Origin of the sequence: Agrilactobacillus fermenti (assembly GCF_021030645.1) — a bacterium.
GTDB classification, from domain to species: domain Bacteria; phylum Bacillota; class Bacilli; order Lactobacillales; family Lactobacillaceae; genus Agrilactobacillus; species Agrilactobacillus fermenti.
Genome location: NZ_JACGCJ010000028.1, coordinates 20,215 through 37,607 on the forward strand (window position 1 = coordinate 20,215; position 17,393 = coordinate 37,607).

Annotated in this window: 20 protein-coding genes and 1 other RNA gene; 11 read left to right on the plus strand and 10 right to left on the minus strand. The window is 39.1% G+C overall.

The genetic code is table 11. The features are described from left to right. Positions 1-71 precede the first annotated feature (71 nt). From FHQ08_RS09985 to FHQ08_RS10000, 4 genes are all read right to left on the minus strand, one after another. Positions 72-1,058, minus strand: coding sequence for a lipoate--protein ligase (locus FHQ08_RS09985; protein ID WP_230914271.1), 987 nt, complete (start codon positions 1,056-1,058; stop codon positions 72-74). 3 nt (positions 1,059-1,061) lie between these two features. Beyond that, a complete protein-coding gene (gene lipA / locus FHQ08_RS09990; protein WP_230914272.1) occupies positions 1,062-1,955 on the minus strand; it encodes a lipoyl synthase in 894 nt (297 codons plus the stop codon). A 10-nt stretch (positions 1,956-1,965) separates the two neighbouring features. Continuing rightward, positions 1,966-2,211, minus strand: a complete 246-nt coding sequence (locus FHQ08_RS09995) for a lipoyl domain-containing protein (RefSeq protein WP_230914273.1) — start codon at positions 2,209-2,211, stop codon at positions 1,966-1,968. Positions 2,212-2,340: 129 nt separating this feature from the next. Next, positions 2,341-3,108 (minus strand): IclR family transcriptional regulator, encoded by a 768-nt coding sequence (locus FHQ08_RS10000; protein ID WP_230914274.1) that lies wholly within the window; start codon positions 3,106-3,108, stop codon positions 2,341-2,343. A 195-nt stretch (positions 3,109-3,303) separates the two neighbouring features. On the opposite strand from FHQ08_RS10000, the gene FHQ08_RS10005 reads away from it, so the two are divergent. The 6 genes from FHQ08_RS10005 to FHQ08_RS10030 all read left to right on the plus strand — a co-directional run bounded on the left by FHQ08_RS10005 (position 3,304) and on the right by FHQ08_RS10030 (position 8,354). Beyond that, positions 3,304-3,672, plus strand: a complete 369-nt coding sequence (locus tag FHQ08_RS10005; RefSeq protein ID WP_230914275.1) for a GntR family transcriptional regulator — start codon at positions 3,304-3,306, stop codon at positions 3,670-3,672. 46 nt (positions 3,673-3,718) lie between these two features. After that, positions 3,719-4,522 carry an ATP-binding cassette domain-containing protein gene (locus tag FHQ08_RS10010; protein ID WP_230914276.1) on the plus strand — a complete coding sequence of 268 codons (804 nt, stop codon included), beginning with the start codon at positions 3,719-3,721 and terminating at the stop codon, positions 4,520-4,522. Beyond that, entirely contained in the window at positions 4,522-5,262 is a 741-nt protein-coding gene (locus FHQ08_RS10015) for a hypothetical protein (RefSeq protein WP_230914277.1), read from the plus strand. The genes FHQ08_RS10010 and FHQ08_RS10015 overlap by 1 nt, the downstream gene beginning before the upstream one ends. A gap of 128 nt (positions 5,263-5,390) precedes the next feature. Beyond that, positions 5,391-6,413 (plus strand): sugar kinase, encoded by a 1,023-nt coding sequence (locus FHQ08_RS10020; RefSeq protein ID WP_230914278.1) that lies wholly within the window; start codon positions 5,391-5,393, stop codon positions 6,411-6,413. A 23-nt stretch (positions 6,414-6,436) separates the two neighbouring features. Beyond that, positions 6,437-6,928: a PH domain-containing protein gene (locus tag FHQ08_RS10025; RefSeq protein WP_230914279.1), complete on the plus strand. Its 492-nt coding sequence runs from the start codon at positions 6,437-6,439 to the stop codon at positions 6,926-6,928. Then, positions 6,921-8,354, plus strand: a complete 1,434-nt coding sequence (locus tag FHQ08_RS10030) for a PH domain-containing protein (protein ID WP_230914280.1) — start codon at positions 6,921-6,923, stop codon at positions 8,352-8,354. The genes FHQ08_RS10025 and FHQ08_RS10030 overlap by 8 nt, the downstream gene beginning before the upstream one ends. Positions 8,355-8,491: 137 nt before the next feature. On the opposite strand, the gene FHQ08_RS10035 is transcribed toward FHQ08_RS10030, so the two are convergent. Beyond that, positions 8,492-9,085: an LOG family protein gene (locus tag FHQ08_RS10035; RefSeq protein ID WP_230914281.1), complete on the minus strand. Its 594-nt coding sequence runs from the start codon at positions 9,083-9,085 to the stop codon at positions 8,492-8,494. Positions 9,086-9,235: 150 nt separating this feature from the next. On the opposite strand from FHQ08_RS10035, the gene ssrA reads away from it, so the two are divergent. After that, positions 9,236-9,604: a transfer-messenger RNA gene (gene ssrA, locus FHQ08_RS10040) on the plus strand. Between the two features lie 118 nt (positions 9,605-9,722). On the opposite strand, the gene FHQ08_RS13310 is transcribed toward ssrA, so the two are convergent. Then, positions 9,723-10,199 (minus strand): HXXEE domain-containing protein, encoded by a 477-nt coding sequence (locus FHQ08_RS13310; protein ID WP_407929209.1) that lies wholly within the window; start codon positions 10,197-10,199, stop codon positions 9,723-9,725. 164 nt (positions 10,200-10,363) lie between these two features. Next, complete coding sequence (locus FHQ08_RS10045; protein ID WP_230914282.1) at positions 10,364-11,215, minus strand: SDR family oxidoreductase; 852 nt, start codon at positions 11,213-11,215, stop codon at positions 10,364-10,366. Positions 11,216-11,327: 112 nt separating this feature from the next. On the opposite strand from FHQ08_RS10045, the gene FHQ08_RS10050 reads away from it, so the two are divergent. Together FHQ08_RS10050 and FHQ08_RS10055 are read left to right on the plus strand one after the other, a co-directional pair. Continuing rightward, positions 11,328-12,095: an SDR family oxidoreductase gene (locus FHQ08_RS10050; protein ID WP_230914283.1), complete on the plus strand. Its 768-nt coding sequence runs from the start codon at positions 11,328-11,330 to the stop codon at positions 12,093-12,095. An 86-nt stretch (positions 12,096-12,181) separates the two neighbouring features. Next, entirely contained in the window at positions 12,182-12,601 is a 420-nt protein-coding gene (locus tag FHQ08_RS10055) for a MarR family winged helix-turn-helix transcriptional regulator (protein WP_230914284.1), read from the plus strand. A gap of 327 nt (positions 12,602-12,928) precedes the next feature. Here the strand turns inward: FHQ08_RS10055 and FHQ08_RS10060 are convergent, their stop codons facing one another. Both FHQ08_RS10060 and FHQ08_RS10065 read right to left on the minus strand, forming a co-directional pair. Further along, complete coding sequence (locus FHQ08_RS10060) at positions 12,929-13,336, minus strand: pyridoxamine 5'-phosphate oxidase family protein (protein ID WP_230914285.1); 408 nt, start codon at positions 13,334-13,336, stop codon at positions 12,929-12,931. Positions 13,337-13,470: 134 nt separating this feature from the next. Beyond that, a complete protein-coding gene (locus tag FHQ08_RS10065; protein ID WP_230914286.1) occupies positions 13,471-13,977 on the minus strand; it encodes a thioredoxin domain-containing protein in 507 nt (168 codons plus the stop codon). A 169-nt stretch (positions 13,978-14,146) separates the two neighbouring features. On the opposite strand from FHQ08_RS10065, the gene pepI reads away from it, so the two are divergent. Together pepI and FHQ08_RS10075 are read left to right on the plus strand one after the other, a co-directional pair. After that, entirely contained in the window at positions 14,147-15,022 is an 876-nt protein-coding gene (gene pepI / locus FHQ08_RS10070) for a proline iminopeptidase (RefSeq protein ID WP_230914287.1), read from the plus strand. Positions 15,023-15,064: 42 nt separating this feature from the next. Further along, positions 15,065-16,474, plus strand: a complete 1,410-nt coding sequence (locus FHQ08_RS10075) for a C69 family dipeptidase (protein WP_230914288.1) — start codon at positions 15,065-15,067, stop codon at positions 16,472-16,474. A gap of 1 nt (position 16,475) precedes the next feature. On the opposite strand, the gene FHQ08_RS10080 is transcribed toward FHQ08_RS10075, so the two are convergent. Beyond that, the gene (locus FHQ08_RS10080) at positions 16,476-16,997 is read right to left on the minus strand and encodes a GNAT family N-acetyltransferase (RefSeq protein ID WP_230914289.1); all 522 of its coding nucleotides are present in this window, start codon (positions 16,995-16,997) and stop codon (positions 16,476-16,478) included. Between the last annotated feature and the right edge of the window lie 396 nt (positions 16,998-17,393).

A 17,393-nucleotide genomic window follows, 5' to 3' on the forward strand; every position in this document is an offset into this window, starting at 1 on the left:
GGCTTATTTTAAGCACAATACAAAAAATACGAGTGTTTAGGACATATTCTCCTAAAACTCGTATTTTTTTATTAAGCAAAAATAACGCGGGTTAAATCTTCTGCAGTAATCCCTAAAATAGGTGTTTGCTGTAAAAATTCAGCTAATTTGGGCATGACTTCAGCGGGGATATACTTTGTACCTTGCAGTTTTGTATTCAAAGCAGCAGTATCGATATCACCAAAAAAGTCACCGCTGAGGTGTAAATTGGTGATTTGCCCATGATCTAGATCAATATTGAACTGAACTAAACCACCACCTGGAAGGTAAGCTTTTTTGACGAACTGTGATTTGGGCGTTTTACCATAAATAAAATCTGAATCTGCGAAGGTATGTTTAGCTAGGGCAACGATTAGTTGTTGATCTTCAGCTGTTAGTTCATAAGTATCAACATGATTAAAGCACGCTAAAATTTGTTTCGTCAATTCAGCCATAAAAGTTTCATTCGTTAGATCAGGGCGCAATGTTTTTAAATTGATCGTTCGTTGTTTTACGGAAGCAATATGCTTGGATTGTAATTTTAAATGGTCCACATTTAGCGCCTGCAACATTTGCATTTGATCGGTATCAAATAGCAAACTACCATGATGCAAAGTATAGCCGTCATGACGATATTGGGCACTGCCAGAGAATTTACGATGATTGACGACCAGATCATTGCGGCTATTACGTTGTGCCGGAATCTGTATCTGTTGTAAGGCGGCAGCGACAGTTTTTAGATAAGTATCAAAAGTCATTTGGCTAGCAATATCAGGTTGAATAAAAGTGAACTGACAGCCGCCGGTATCCGTGTAAATGGTGCCGCCACCAGAATAACGCCGTACAACATTAATTTTATGATCCTGAATATAATTGAAATTCAATTCGCTAACGGCGTCTTGATATTTGCCTAACATAACCGTTGGCGTCGTGGACCACAACATGAAGACCGGTTGCTCAAAGCGTTTTTGTGTCAACAAGTAGTATTCCAAAGCAAAATTAAAATAAACGTCTTTAGAAATTACGGGTATATAGATCATTTGTCATTTACCATAAACGGCTTCTAGCTCTTCACGAGCTTTATAAGAACTACGGACCAATGGGGAACTGGCTACAAATTTGAAGCCTCTAGACATTGCCTCTTTATAGTATTGTTCGTAACGAGACATTGGCACCCATTCACGTAATTGATAATGACGTTTGGATGGTTGAACATATTGACCAATTGTTAAGAAATCAACATCAATGGCGCGCAAATCATCCATTAATTGATAAACTTCAGGATCGGTTTCACCTAACCCAAGCATGATACCAGTTTTAACGAACATATCTTTTGGTGCATGGGCTTTCACATAAGCCAATACTTTTAAAGAAGTGTCATAAGTTGCACGATAACGCACTTTTGGCGTTAAGCTGCGGATTGTTTCCATGTTGTGGTTGAAAACATCTGGTTTAGCCGCAATCACTCGATCTAAAAGTTCGGTTTTACCTTGAAAGTCAGGTGTCAAAACTTCAATTGTCGTCTCAGGATTGTATTTACGAATCTCATTGATTACCCGGACAAATTGATCTGCACCTAAGTCTGGTAAATCATCACGGTCCACGCTTGTGACGACGACATGTTTTAAGTTCAATTTTTTAGTAGCCATGGCTACTCGTGTTGGTTCTAGGAGATCTACTGGTGCTGGACGGCCATGGGGTACGTCACAAAAACGACAAGCCCGCGTACAGTTAGGGCCTAGAATCATAAATGAAGCGGTACCGCTACCAAAACATTCGCCTAAATTGGGACAATTGGCTTCGGCACAGACCGTATTTAGTTGCAAGCCATCTAATAAATGGGTCATTTTGTCAACTTTGCGTTGATCATAAGTCACTTTCAGCCAAGTTGGCTTCGGGGTTTCTTGTTTAACTGTTTTTGTATGTAAATCTTTCATATTATCAGTCCTATTCTTCGTTAACTTCGATTGTAGCAACTAGGTCGCCAACTTTGGTAGCAGCGCCTTCGTCAACCAACTGGGCTTTCAAGATACCATCTTCTTGACTTTGAACTTCACTAATGACTTTATCAGTTTCAACTTCGAAAAGAATGTCACCTTGTTTGACGGCATCGCCTGGCTGTTTTTGCCAAGTACCAAAGAAATATTCGTCAGATTTAGGGCTTAATTTGGGCATATGAACTTCTTTTAACATGAAGACACTTCCTAAACTTTAATTTAAACCTAATATATCACGCTTGAATTTAAAGAAAACCCTTGCACAAAAAAATAGGGAAAAACCCTAAATTTTAATTTCACTCAATTTAATTGTTGCCATGCTGTCCTAACTTAAGCTAGCTAAAATAGCTTGCCGAGTTTGCAGACCATATTTAATGAAGCCTTTAAATACTTGTTCATTGACACGATATTCGGGCGCACTAATGCTAAAAGCACCATAAACATGATGGTGTTTGATCAGATCAAAGCCAACACAAAAAATATCTGGTTGATTCTCAATGTTATCGATGGCATAGCCCTTTTTCTGAATCGTTTTTAGATTCAATTGCAGTTGTTCAGGATCAGTGATGGTGTTGGGCGTCAGTGCTTTTAGCGATGTATGCGCTAAGTAGGTTTGCAAGTCTTGGGGTTCATAGCTGGCTAGAATTGCCTTACCCATAGCACTAGAGTACATATTCATGGTACCGCCAATGCGAGATACCAGTTTGACACTACGCGGGCTTTCTAATTTATCTAATAAGACAATGCGGTGATCTTCGACGATACCTAAATTGACGGTTTCATTGGTTTCATCGCGTAGCTGTTCCAAAAATGGTCGGGTACTTGCTTTAATATCAAATGAAGCAGCGACACGTTGACCATATTCCAAAAATATCGTGCCTAAATCATAAGTTTTACGAGCAGCATTCTCGCGGATGAAACCACAATAAATGAGTGTGCGCAGGATTTTTAGAACGGTGGGTTTAGAAATTGGGACTTGATCGCTGATTTGTTTTAAGGTTAGCGGTTCTGAACTTTTGGCAATCACATCAATTAATTGTTTTGCTTTCAGTAACACCGTTCCGTAGAGTGGCTGTTCTATTGTTTCCGACATCAATCATTGCCTCCAAAAAGAATAATATTTCTTATATGGAAATATTATACGACTCTTTTGTGTGTTTGTCAGGGGTAGAATTTAGTCAAAAAAGAATAAATGATTGACAAAAGAAATGTTTGGTTATATAGTTAGTTACATGAGTAATTAACTAATTAGCTAATTGCCTTTAGAACTTCCAATTGAGGTGAAAATATGCAGTTTAACTTTGACAGCGGTGTGCCGTTGTTTCAACAAGTTAATGATCAAATTGAAGAAGGTATTTTAGATGGGACTTTTCCTGAATTGACACAAATACCATCTACGACTGAAATATCGCAAGCGTTCAAAATCAATCCCGCGACAGTATTGAAAGGGGTCAATCTATTGGTTGCTAATGGTTTAGTAGAGAAGCGCCGAGGCATTGGTGTTTTTGTCAAACAAGGGGCACAAGAACAGGTGCGGACGGCACGAAAGGCAAAGTTTTTAGAAGAAGCCGTCACCCAAATTGTGCAGCAAGCACAAGAATTAAATATTTCTAAAACACAACTGATCAAATTGATAGAAAGCAGGTATCAAGCATGAAGATCGAATTAAAAGATGTGGTCAAAAATTTGGGCATACCAATGTTTTGAAATCAATCAATCTAACTTTTGAAACTGGGCATATTTATGGTTTACTTGGTCGCAATGGTGCGGGGAAGAGTACGCTGTTGAATTTGATCAATAATCGGATGTTTGTTTCTGATGGAACGATTGCCTTAGATGGTCACCCAATCAAAAATAATGAACAAGCCTTGAATCAATTGTTTATGACGAGTGAAGATACACTTTACCCAGGTGACATGCGGGTTAAAAAAATGTGGCGGACAACACAAGATTTTTATGGCACTTTTGACTGGTCATTTGCCAAGCGATTGGCACGTAATTTTAATCTGGATCCTAATTTTAAACTAAAAAAATTATCCACGGGTAATCGTAGTATTGCCAAGCTGATCACTGCTTTGGGGGCACCAACTAAATTTATCTTTTTGGATGAACCGACTTTAGGGATGGATGCCACTAATCGGGATATTTTCTATCAAGCTTTATTAGAAAAATTTGGTTCTGGTGATCAAAGTCTGATTTTATCGACCCATTTGATTCAAGAGGTCGAAAAAATGATTGATCATATTTTTGTAATTGATCATGGTCAGTTGATTGAGGATCAATCTGTTGAAGCAGTTCAAAGTCATGCATTTGCCATTTCTGGATCTGAAACTTTGATCAAGGAGCATATTGCGTCAAGCAAGATCATGTCCGTAGAACCTTTTGGCAAACAATATAAAGTCTATGTTCGGAATTATAATTTAGCCGATTTACCAGACAGCTTACATGCCGAATCGTTGGATCTGCAAGCCTATTTTGTGAAATTAACGAATCGAGGGACGTTCTAATGAAATTTAAGGCGACGACATTATATAATTTTAAGCAGCAAGGTTTAACGCTCATCTACTTTATGGTAGGCGTAGTTCTATTTACAGTTGCATTGCCATTATTAGGAATAATATTTACGAGCAATGCTCAAATTCATAGTGCTACAAACTTAGTGGTACTTTTTACGATCATCAATTTTATCGGTGGCTATATCACTCTAGCACAAAAGAACTTCAATCTATTCATACAAAATGGCGTTGGTCGGCACACAATCATTAATTCAGTTTTGAGTGTGAATGTTGTCTTTGCATTGATCAATGCGCTTCTGGCACAAGGTATCCATGGCACCTTTAACACAAAGTACTTTCAGATACGTTTTATGAACTTTATTGATGATTTTTATGGGCCGAATAGTTCTTATGGGACTCATAATATTGTTTGGCGTTTTTTGTTTATTCTATTAGTATTATTTGCGATTGCTAACCTCGGTAGTATTCTGGGTGCGTTTTGGAGTCGCTTTGGTCGAATCCCTAGAATTATCCTGATTCTGCTAGTCATTTTCACACCCACAATTTTAATGAATGTCTATCGACTTTTATCTGCGACAACGCAAGCTAATGTGAAAATTATTATCGCGCAACTTATCGGGATACAAGCACACAGTGGGATTGAACCGCTAATGACACTGTTAGTGATTGGTATTCTGACTGGTCTGATGGTCTATGTATTGAATTTCAAGCGCGAATTGAAACGTAGTTAAAGTAGCCGTAAACAAAACTAGTAGCCTTAAATTTTTAAATTCCACTAGAATTAAAACGCTATCATGGTAATATATTAGTTGTATAAGGCCATATGGCTAGCTTGAACCATGAAGGAGTTTTATAAAAGATGAAAGTTTTGACATTTGGTGAAATGATGTTACGTTTAAAACCACCGATCAGCGGCCGAATCTTACAGACAGACCAATTTGAAGCAACGTATGGCGGTGCGGAAGCTAATGTAGCCGTATCTTTAGCTTTGCAAGGCGATGAAGCTGCCTTTTTGACCAAGTTTCCCGATAATTTATTAGGCGATGCGGCGCTGAGTACTTTGCGTAAATATGGCGTAGATACAAGTAGAATACGCCGTGGTGGGCCACGTTTAGGTATTTATTTCTTTGAAAAGGGCGCCAGTGTACGCGGTACCAATGTGGTGTACGATCGTGCTGGTAGCGCATTTGCGACTTCAAAAGCTCATGAATATGATTGGAATCAGCTTTTTGATGGAATTTCGCATTTTTATTTCTCTGGGATCACGCCAGCTATTTCAGCTGAATTGCAAGCGACTGTGTTAGCTGCTTGTAAGTATTGTCAAGCGCACAATATCACGGTTATTTGTGATATGAATTACCGTGGTAAGATGTGGTCACCTGCAGCCGCACAAGCGTTCACTAAGCAAGTTATGCCCTATGTGACTGTTTGTATCGCTCATGATGAAGATTTTGAGGCCAGTCTTGGGATTCAGGCTTTTGATGGGGATATGACCAATGGTATCGCTCAACGAGACAGTTTCCAGGCTGGCATGCAGGAAGTGATCAAGCGCTATCCTAGTGTTAAAATGGTTGCGAGTGTTCTGCGGAATATTTATTCGGTTGAAGATAGTCAATGGACCGCCATGATTTTAAGTAATGGTCAATTTTATAATAGTCCGCAATACCAGATGCACGTTTATGAAGGCGTTGCTGGGGGCGATGCGTTTGGGGCTGGCTTAGTCCATGGCATTTTGAACCATTATGAGTTACAGGATCAAGTAAACTATGCGATTGCTGCCAGCGTTTTAAAATTAACCATTAGTGGCGACTTAAACCTAGTCAGTGAGGCTGAAATCAAGCACGTCATGGCGACACAAGGTGGCAGTGCCATGAGCCGTTAATATGAAAAGTGAGGTTTTATAGATTGCAATCTATTGGCCCAGATCAATCACAAGTATTAGAACAATTACCTGAACAGATCAAAACAACTTGGCGCATCACTGCCTTAATGAATGGATTTTGGCTTTTATTACCTTTAGTTGGGGCAATTTTAGCTTGGCAGTTTTGGCGGTGGCCAATTTGGGTGGTGATCATTGCTGGCTGCTTATTTATTGTATTACCAGCAATTCAGTTAAGTATTGTTCCGTACCGCTACCATTTCACGGGGTATCTTATTTCCAATGAATTTGTGACATTACAATCTGGTTTTTTCTTCCGCAAACAAGTTACGATTCCGATCACACGTATTCAAAATGTGACCTTAGAACAAGGCCCAGTTTTGCGATGGCAAAAATTACAGGCCGTTCGAATTGACACGGCAGCCACTAGTCATCACATTGAAGGCGTATCCGTAAAAAAAGCAGATGCATTGAAGACAGCAATAGTGCGATATGCTTTGGAGGAACAGGATGACTAAACACTTACATCCTTTGGCGATAGCCGTTAATTTACGTGATATAGTAGTGCAAAACTTTTTCTGGTTGATACTCATTGGCGTTAACTTTAGGAAATTGTTGCAAAAAGGTTGGTTTATCCCCGTTTGTGTTGGTATTAGCGGTTTCTTTGTCGGTTGGGCAATATTAAAATATTGGCGTTTTACTTTTGCAATTCGTAATTCAGCACTGACCATTCACTATGGCATCATCGTACGTCACCAGGAACACATTCCATTTGGCCGGATTCAAACGGTTCGTGAAAACCAGCCATGGTATTTACGTCCCTTGGGTCTGTACCAATTGGAAATCGAAACTTCTGGTAAAAGTTTGAATAAAGCCGAAGCACAGTTAGCGGTGGTTTCAGCAGTGGTTGTGCGTGAACTGGCACAAAGACGCCAAAGCAATGTCGATTCAGAATCTCAGGAAATTACAGCAGACACGCCGGTTCATTCAAAGACAGCCGAAGCAACCTATGATATTAAAAATCGAGATCTAAATATTTTTGCGTTGACATCTCAAGGTATTGTACCGGTAATCTTGGTCTTGTCGTGGATTGTGAATAAATTGCAAGAGTGGTTACCAGCGGCCTATTGGCATAAAGTTGAACGAAGTTTTGCCGGTCAATCGCTGCTGATTTTGGCTGTACTGATTCTAGGTGTACTTGTAATCGGATTGTTGGTTTCCTACGCCCAGCAGTTGATCAAGTTTTTTCATTTTCATGCGCAGCGGCAAGGCCACCAACTTTTAATCAGTCAAGGACTGTTTTCCCGGCATCAAACAACGACAGATTTGAAACGAATTCAAGCGATTTGCTTATCACAAACTGCCTTGCGTCAAATTTTTCACTTAGTGTCGGTAGAATTATTGCTGGCTGCTAGCCAAGATTCTGGACAGCAGAAGAATGTTTTGGCAGTACCGGTGATTCAGCGGTCAGCAGTTTGGCAGCAATTGAAGCAATTATTACAAATATCGGTCGATTTAAATTTTAAGTTAACTCAAATTGTGTCACAAAATCGCTGGTATTATCTGCGCAACAACTTTTTGTGGAGTTTACTGATTGTCATTCACATGACTGGCTGGCGATGGCCTTGGGGGGGGTTGAGTGTTTTGGTCACAATTTTTGCCGTTTTGGCTGGGATATATGCCAGTCGCAATACTGGCTATTATATTGAAAGTCAACAGCGGCTATATTTACAGTCCGCCAGAGTTTTTCAGCGAGATTTATTTATAATTGATAAACGTAAAATTCAATCATTGGTATGGCAGCAATCTTGGTGGATGCAAGCCAAACATAATTACCATTTAATCGTTAATGTTCGCCAGAATAACGGCAATCATGCAATCCGACTGAAATATTTGACCCATCAGCAAGCACAGCAGATTCAAAGTTGGTACAAATCAATTTAGAGAATCGTTCATGGGTTGATCAAAAAATAGATCTATTGATGAAGGGTAACACCACTTCAGTCAATGGATTTTTTTATATATAAAAATCCAGCCACTCATCAGGGACGGGATAAAATCGGTAATATGATATAAAGCTGTTAGAGACCACTTGCTTTTGTGTGCTTTGTTGGATACGTGCGAATTTTCGGTGGGGTATAAGTCTGCATGAAAGTTAAAATCTGCGCTAAATTATCTGAAAAGAGTAGTTTTTTGCGATCAGTTTTTGTTAAAAATTCATTGGTAGTCATGGCGTCAAACATTGTGGCTAGGGGGTCGTAATAATGAGCGACATTGTAAAAAGCACAGGGATTGTCATTGTCACCGAGCCGCGCCCAAGAGAAAGCTTCGATAATTTCTTCAAGTGTTCCTGGACCACCAGGAAGGGCGATACAGCCATCAGCCATGGCTAACATAGTTTGTTTGCGAGTTGACATATCAGCAACAACGGTCAAATTTGTTAATTGATCAAACGCAGCACCACGATCAACAAGTTCTTGGGGCATGACGCCATCAACTTGACCGCCTTGATCTAAAACTTGACGCGCTAGTACGCCCATTAAACCGACACCGCCGCCGCCGTAAACTAGACTTAAATCATGGACTACTAAAAAGTTGCCTAAATCAACTGCTGCTTGACGATAAACAGGATCATTGCCTGTTGAAGCTCCGCAATAAACTGCAATTTTTTTCATTCTAATTAAACCATCCATTATTTATTTTAATTAATTTTTATCTTAACATAAAAGTCGTTTCTGAAAGTTTAAACATGATATCCGTTTAGACGAAAGCCCATCGTTTGAAAAATGGTATATTTTATGCTATTCTAATAGTTGCTCATTTACGGGGATGTTACGGATTCGACAGGCGTAGGTGAGCGTGGATTGCGATTCGTAGGTTACGTCTACGTAAAAACGTTACAGTTAAATATAACTGCTAAAAACGAAAATTCTTACGCTTTAGCTGCCTAAAAGTAGCTTAGTGTGATCCCGCTGACTTCTCCCAAGGGTTAGATTTTGGGGTCTCAAATTAATTGGGATACGTTGCTAATTGCCACTTGAGGTTAGTAAAAGAGATTTGCAAGTTAGCTTTTACGTGTTAGCTCTGATAGATGGCGCTTCGTAATCGCGAATTTTTAAATGGTCTATCTATGATCGTAGAGGTCTGCGTAGCAATGCGTCTGGACAGGGGTTCAACTCCCCTCATCTCCATTCCCGTAGTTTCATCAAATCAATAAGCCTCAAAATGTTGTTCAATCAGCATTTTTAGGCTTATTTTTTAGATAATCAATGCCTAGCTTATCTAATTTGGCTATCATTTATTGCTGCAAAATTATTTTAACCATTTGTGCATTATGAAGAGATTAAGCATTAAAAGTATGAGATAAAGCGGCACGAATATGATAAGTAAATCGCCTGAAGCAGGTGGCGTGAATTGTACTAGCAGATAAGTCAAACCGACAAAGGATAGGATTCCAAAACATAATCCGGGGACATAAGTTTTTAGGTATAGAGCCTGGAGCACGTGCCCAATAATATGTAGATTATAAGCAATGATTAGTGCAATAAAGAAGACGGATGAGTTATTAAAATAACAAATTGCACCGACGATTAAGATGAGTAAGTACTCCTCCAGAACTATCAGTGCAAAAGCACGTGGGGGAGTTTTAAGATACTGCTTCAATTTTTGAGGTATTTTTTGAAAGTGCACGAGCTTCTTTTGATACCAACTCGGCATATAGGCGAGTTCTTCAAGTTCATGAAGCATAAATAAAATTGGAAAAGATAAATATAAGATGGCGTTATTCAAAGTATCGCCTCGAGCTTTTTGACTTATATTATAGCATTTAATCTATTGATAAATAATTTTTAATAAAAGTAGAATAGTATCACTTAAAACAAAAGCCCAAGAACGAAATCATCTTTTTCTCAGGCTGTAATATTAAATTTTGAGTCGCTGTAAAAATTATGAGACTATTTTAAATTGAGTGCACGTTTAATATATGTTTTGAAGCTAGTGGGTTCGCGACCAAGTAACCAAGTCAAAGTCTGTGAATTGCCGTCTAAGCCCCATTTAGTGTAGGAGGCGGCCAAATGTTTAAAACCTTCACGGAAATATAAATCAGTTGCCCCAATTTGATCTAAGAAGTCGATGACAGGCACATATTCTGCTGTTGCTCGCTGACCAGTAACTTGGTTAAACATACGAACTAAGTCATTGGGTGAATAAGCAGGCGTCCCCACGAGTTCATATGTGCCCTTATCGAACTTCTTAGGATCTGAAAGCACTTTAACAACAACCTGGGCAATATCTTTGGTATCTACGTAGGCAACTTTACTTTTGATATCATAAAAAGTCTGATATTTATGGGTCTCTGCTACTTTTTTAGGGTCAAAGTTATGCATATAATGCATTGGTTGTAAAATTGTATAAGGAAGTTGATCAGACATACCTTTATAGATTAAATACTCTTCAACATCACGCTTAGCAACATGCTGCAATAATGAGGTCAAGATTGGGTAAATGACAGAGATGAACACGAATTGCTTGATATTTCGTTTAATCGCAATGTCTATCATTCTTTTACCGATCAGTGTCTCTTCAGAAGAAAAGAGTGGGGGAATATAAACAACTTGATCAACTTTTGATAATAAATAATTGAGGAAATTTAGATCTGTCAAATCGCCGGTTTCAGATGCTTTTATACCTGATAAGTCATGAACGGCTGGATTGAGATCGGTTGCGAGGACGTCTAACCCTTTATTTACGAGAAAATCAACAACAATACGACCGGTATTACCGGCTGCTGAAGTCACAAGAATCATGCAAACATCCCTTCTTTCTCCATGATTGTAACATCAGTCACAAAGTAAATGCAAATGCATTTACTTTGACTAGTTTAACTGCTAGAATCTGGAGTAGAAGGGTGGTTTTATCATGAAATTAACAGGGAAACATATTGTTGTTACTGGTGGGACAACTGGAATCGGTTTTGCTTTGGCACAAGCTTTATTAGCTAAGGACAATGACGTACTTGCGGTGGATTATAGTGAAACAAACATTCGTGAAGCCAAAGACAAATTACCAAAACTTAAAACAATTAAAGCGGATTTGAGTGAACCAGCAAGCAGAGAACAATTGATGGCAAAATTAGAGATGGTTTTTCCTGATTATGATATTTTGATTAATAATGCGGGCATCCAACGTTGGATCAATTTGCAGAATAGCCATCAAGATTGGGCTTACTATCATCAGGAATTGGCAATCAATTTTGAGGCACCGGTTCATCTGTCTATGTTGGCTATTGATCATTTACGTCAATCGTCTGAAGCAGCTATTATTAACATCTCTTCTGGTCTAGTCATTAATCCTGGTGCTTGGGTGCCATTATATACAGCTGGTAAAACAGGTGTTCATGGTTTCACACAAGCTTTGCGGTTACAACTTCAAGACACGGATATTAAAGTATTCGAAGTGTTTCCACCGGCTGTTAATACTGGATTGGGTGGTACTGGAGAGCACGAGTATGGCGTTTCATTAGCGGAATTTATTCCTGCTGTTACTGCTCAGATTGAGAACAATCAGTTTGAGATTACTTATGGTACTTCAAGGACACAATATAATGCTTCAAAAGAAGTTAATCGACAGACCACTCAACAAACGTGGGATATGTTCAAAAATAATTCTAGCTTTTTACAAGCTTAAAGAAACTTAATAAAAATGGCCGAAACAGTAAGTTTGTTCTGCCATTTTATTTTTAAATATATTGAAATTATTCTGGAGGTCGAACTATGACACAAGCAAATTCTTTTGACCTTGTACAAAAGATTGCTATCTTAAACCATGAACTGACAAATTATTTGAACACTTTGATCGACTTTCCGGGTATTAGTGCAAATAATTATTTTTATTTGATGAAATTGTATCAGGAACCTGGGATCACACAAAGTGATTTTAAAGCTTTAGTACAATTGAATCAGAGCACGGTGACACGGGCAGTTAATGCTTTAATAAAGCTAGGCTATATTCGCCAACGACCAACGAAAGACCGGCGTAGTCAGAAATTATTTCTAACGACTTCTGGACAAAAGGTTGCTGAAGCGTTAATAGAATTACTTCAACGAATCAATCAAGACTTACTATCAACAACTAATGTTGATGCACGTTTAATGCAAATTCGCCTACATTTACGGCAAATTCAATGTCGATAAAAGATACCCAAACCATTCCGGACACCTACGCATACAAAAAACTACCACGTAGAGTTGGGGCTACGGGTAGTTTTTCAGATTAATAGACGCTAAAGGCAACATTTATTAATCGTTTCGTGATGAATGGTGCAAGTAAGGTGTTTGCAAGCGATAATTTTTGGGAAGAATCAGATATTCATCACATGATGAATTTAACGGATATCAGGGAAAAAGTAAAGTAGTATTGATTCTAATAAAAGCCCATTAAACCAACATTTATGGCTAGATAACATCAAAATTGAACTTGGTTTCGTTATTTGCAAGTTGATTTTTTTCAGTGCGAATTGTTCAATCTTCAGATACTAGAATTTCACCAGCTTTAGGCCCAGCATCGAGGGTGTCAATACGCGTAATTCTCAAAACGGGAACCGTAAGCGGCCGTTTCAAATCATGAGTCTGTGCAAATTGAACTGCGTCTTGAAAGATGTGGTCATCAGTATGCAATTCAGTTTTACCATGAAAGCGATAGCCGCGCATTGTTACCTTATTTGCCACAGCGATGATCAAAATACCATTTGCTTGAAGATTTTGATAGTGTTGTTTACCGGTTCGTTCATAATAACCGATATGCTGATCGTCTATGGCATACACGGAAATCTTAGGGCCAATATCTGGATAGCCGTGTGCATCAACCGTGGCAATATATGCTAAGTTCTCTTGAAGCATTTGCTTCATATCCGCTGTTAACTTGATCATAAAAACCTCCATTAGATGTGATTTTAGAGTAGAGGTTAGATGGATATACATTCAACCTCTTGGTCAAATTAACATATCAGCTCCTAAAAATATGAATATGATCGCAAATCGAAACATTTTTACGTTTTTGTGCTTTATGCCAAGAGCTGTTTTAAATCAACGAGCTGTTCATCAAAGTAACTTTGGTCATTTTTGATAATTGTTGGCAGACTGGTGATCCCATTTTCTGCAACTTCGGCCGCAATTTTATCAGCAACTTGTTCACGCTGGGCATAGGGCGTTAAATGGTAAGTTTGCATCATATATTCGGCAACTTGATCTAGAGGCTCCTGCCGTAAGTCGGCCTGCTGGTGATAGATGGTTTGCATCAACGGTCTCATTTTCTCCGGCTGGTGATAATCAATAAAACCATTAGCTACATTCCCATTTAATAGTGAAGGCTTATCCTTGTTCCAAAATTTGAAATGCGCGCGCAGTTGACCAGCGTCAATAGCAGCAAATAAGTCTTTTTCATTGGCTAGGAACCACTTTTGAGTGTCACCGCAGCCCAGATTAAAGATAAAGGTTAGTTCCGTTGGTGCATTAGTGGCACCATAGTTCAAAGTGAAATCATCAGCATAATCAAAGTTGAATTCCGTCAAAATGAAATACCTCATTTCTAAAAAATAATTGTGGTCAATTTAATTAAATGTATTCTATTTTAGGAACGAATGCAATTTTTTAGTTTGGGTAAAGTTCTGCTGCAAATGCAAACTAGTAGTACAATCAACTTAACACCATAATTTTTATTATGTAGAAAGGGAGCATTTTATGAAAATAACTGAAGGGTATATGCCCTTTCATGAATATCAAACTTACTATCGTATCGTCGGTGAACCTAGTGACAAGGCCCCGCTGCTATTGATTCACGGTGGGCCGGGATCATCCCATAATTACTTTGAACTATTAGATGATTATGCCCAAACTGGGCGGCAGTTGATCATGTATGACCAAGTTGGCTGTGGTAAGTCTTCTTTACCGGAGGATCCAGGACTTTATGTCAAAGAAACTTGGGCCGAAGAACTGATTGCATTAAGACATTACTTACATTTGGATGAAATACATATGTTAGGCCAATCTTGGGGCGGCATGCTAGAGATGTATTATCTCACAAATTTTGAACCAAAAGGCATTAAAAGCGTCATGATCGATGGTTCACCGGCATCAATCAAGCTTTGGATCCAAGAACAGCACCGATTGATCAAGTATTTAAGCTACGAGGATCAACAAGCCATCGCTGAAGCTGAACGGACAGGTAATTTCACCGGGCCAAAATATTTAGCGGCAAATGCACGTTATATGGAACGCTACTGCTGGGATGAACCAGACGAAAACTCACCCGAGCCATTACGTCGACCAACCAATGGGCAGCGCGCCAGTTTGATTGCGGAAGGACCGAATGAATTTACTGAAAACGGGACCCTTAGTGATTTTGATGTGACCGATCAGCTTAAAAATATCCATGTGCCTGTTTTAGTAACTAATGGCACGGATGATTTATGTACGCCGCTAATTGCCAAGTCGGTCTATGACCACATTCCTAATGCAAAATGGCATTTATTTGCCAATAGTCGGCACTTGGCTTTATTGGACCAACATGATGAGTTTATCCAAGTATTGGATCAGTGGCTGCAGGCCAACGATTAAGAATCAAAGACTACAAATAATGATAAAGTGAGATGTCTTCTTTTGAAAAAACAAAAAATTGGGTCTTGTACAACGATGTTAGTGGGCAAGAATGCCAGTATTGATGGGTCTACACTAATTGCCCGTAGTGAAGATGGGGCAGGTGATGGTGCTAATCCCAAACGCTTTGTTGTTGTGAATCCTGCCGATCAGCCTCGGGAATATCACTCTGTTTTAAGTCCAGTTGTTTTAAATTTACCAGACGATCCGTTGCGTTATACTTCGACGCCAGAAGCTGATTTGAAATCGGGGCTTTGGGCAGCAGCCGGTATTAATAGTGAAAATGTAGCCATGTCTGCAACTGAAACGATCACGACCAATTCTCGAATTCTTGGTGTTGATCCTTTAGTTGAAGATGGGTTAGGCGAAGAAAACTTTGTAACGATTACTTTACCTTATATTCACTCAGCTAGAGAAGGGGTACAACGCTTAGGTGCTTTATTGGAAGCCTATGGGACCTACGAATCTAATGGCATTGCTTTCTCAGATCAAGAGGAAGTGTGGTATTTTGAATCCATTGGTGGGCATCATTGGGCCGCCATCCGTATTCCAGATGATGCTTATGTGATCGCACCAAATCGTTTCAATATTGATCATTTTGATTTTGATTCTGACGATACTTTATTTGCCGCAGACCTGCCAGATTTGATCAACACGTATCATTTGAATCCTGACCCTGATGAGGTGAATTTACGGCATATTTTTGGCAGTGCGACCGTTAAGGATACACATTATAATAATCCGCGTGCTTGGTTTGGACAGCAATATCTTAATCCTGAGATCAAACAAGATCCATTTGATCAAGATTTACCGTTTATTTGTCATACAGCGCATAAAATTACTGTGGAAGATATGCAGTGGATTTTATGTTCACACTATCAAAATACAGTTTATGATCCATATGGTATTAGCACCGAGGCACAACAAAAATTACTACGGCCGATTGGCATCAATCGTAACCACGAGACACATATTTTACAGATTCGTTCAGATGTACCAGCGGATATTGCTGGTATTCATTGGTTGGCATTTGGTCCGAATACATTTAACGCTTTGATTCCATTTTATGCTAACGTAACGGACACGCCGGCCGCTTATCGGGACACCCCTAAGAATTTTGATTTACAAAGTGTTTACTGGCTTAGTCGGGCGACGGGTATTTTTGGAGATACCAATTACGACTTATACAGTGACTTGGCTGATCAGTTTAAACTTCACGTGGTCGCTGATTGTCGGTATATTCAAAAATTAGCCGATGCAGAATTTGATCAGCAAAAAGATATTTCGGCATTTTTGCAAGCACAGAACCAAAAAATGGCTGATTTATATTTCACTCAAGCTATGGCATTGTTCGGTAAAATGACTGAATTTGGTGCCACAAAAATGAAATTGCGTTATAACTTGAATGATTAGGTTATAAATTTAATTCAAAGGCATCGCGTAAGGGATCTATCTTGTCAGTCACTAATACTTGGCCCCGTTTTTGAAAGCCAAAATCAGCAATTAAGTGTTGCATCGGCTGGTTCACCGCATGTGTGTCAATACGAAAATTATGATATTTTTGGGCTATGCCTAATGACAGTAGATTTGAAAATAAGAACTTACTTAACTTTTGTCCTCGGTATTGAGCGCTAATGGCCGTTCGATGAATGACTGCATAGGGTGCGTCCGCGTTTTGCCAAGTGCCATTTTTTAAATGGGCGTAGCTGGGATCTGGTGCAAAGACTAGGGCACTGTAACCGACAACTTGATAATTATGCATTAACACATAGCCATTATGTTGATCGATGTCTGCTTGTATATAATCCTGATTAGGATGACCATCTTGCCACTGAGGATTACCAGCTGCTTTTAGGAAGACTTTAGCTTCGTGGATAATTTGCAAAATGGCTGCCATGTCTTGTTGTTGTGCAGATCGTAGATAGATTGCTGGCATAGTTCTCACTCCTTGCCTGTTATTATGATCTATCATAGCACTAGTTATAATTTGGCTAAGGCGCAGAACAAAGAAAATGTTATAAAATCTTCAAAAAATTGTAACAATATAGATGTTTTATGATTTAATTAGAAATGATACAATTTACAAGTAGACCACCATACAAGGTGGGTTCTATAGTCTTATGGCTGGAATGTTATCCTAGGTAAATGTTCAGTTTATAAGCAAAAGCACAGCTACTTCCGATACCAAAGTAGCTGTGCTTTTTTAGTGCGCCCGGCATGGGCGCTAACTTGGTGGTGAAAGTCCACTATAGGCCGTAGTAGTCGGAACTATTAGCTGAGGACAAGGGTGTCCACCGTGAGGTGGGATCTGAAGGAAGTCTAAAGCAAAGTG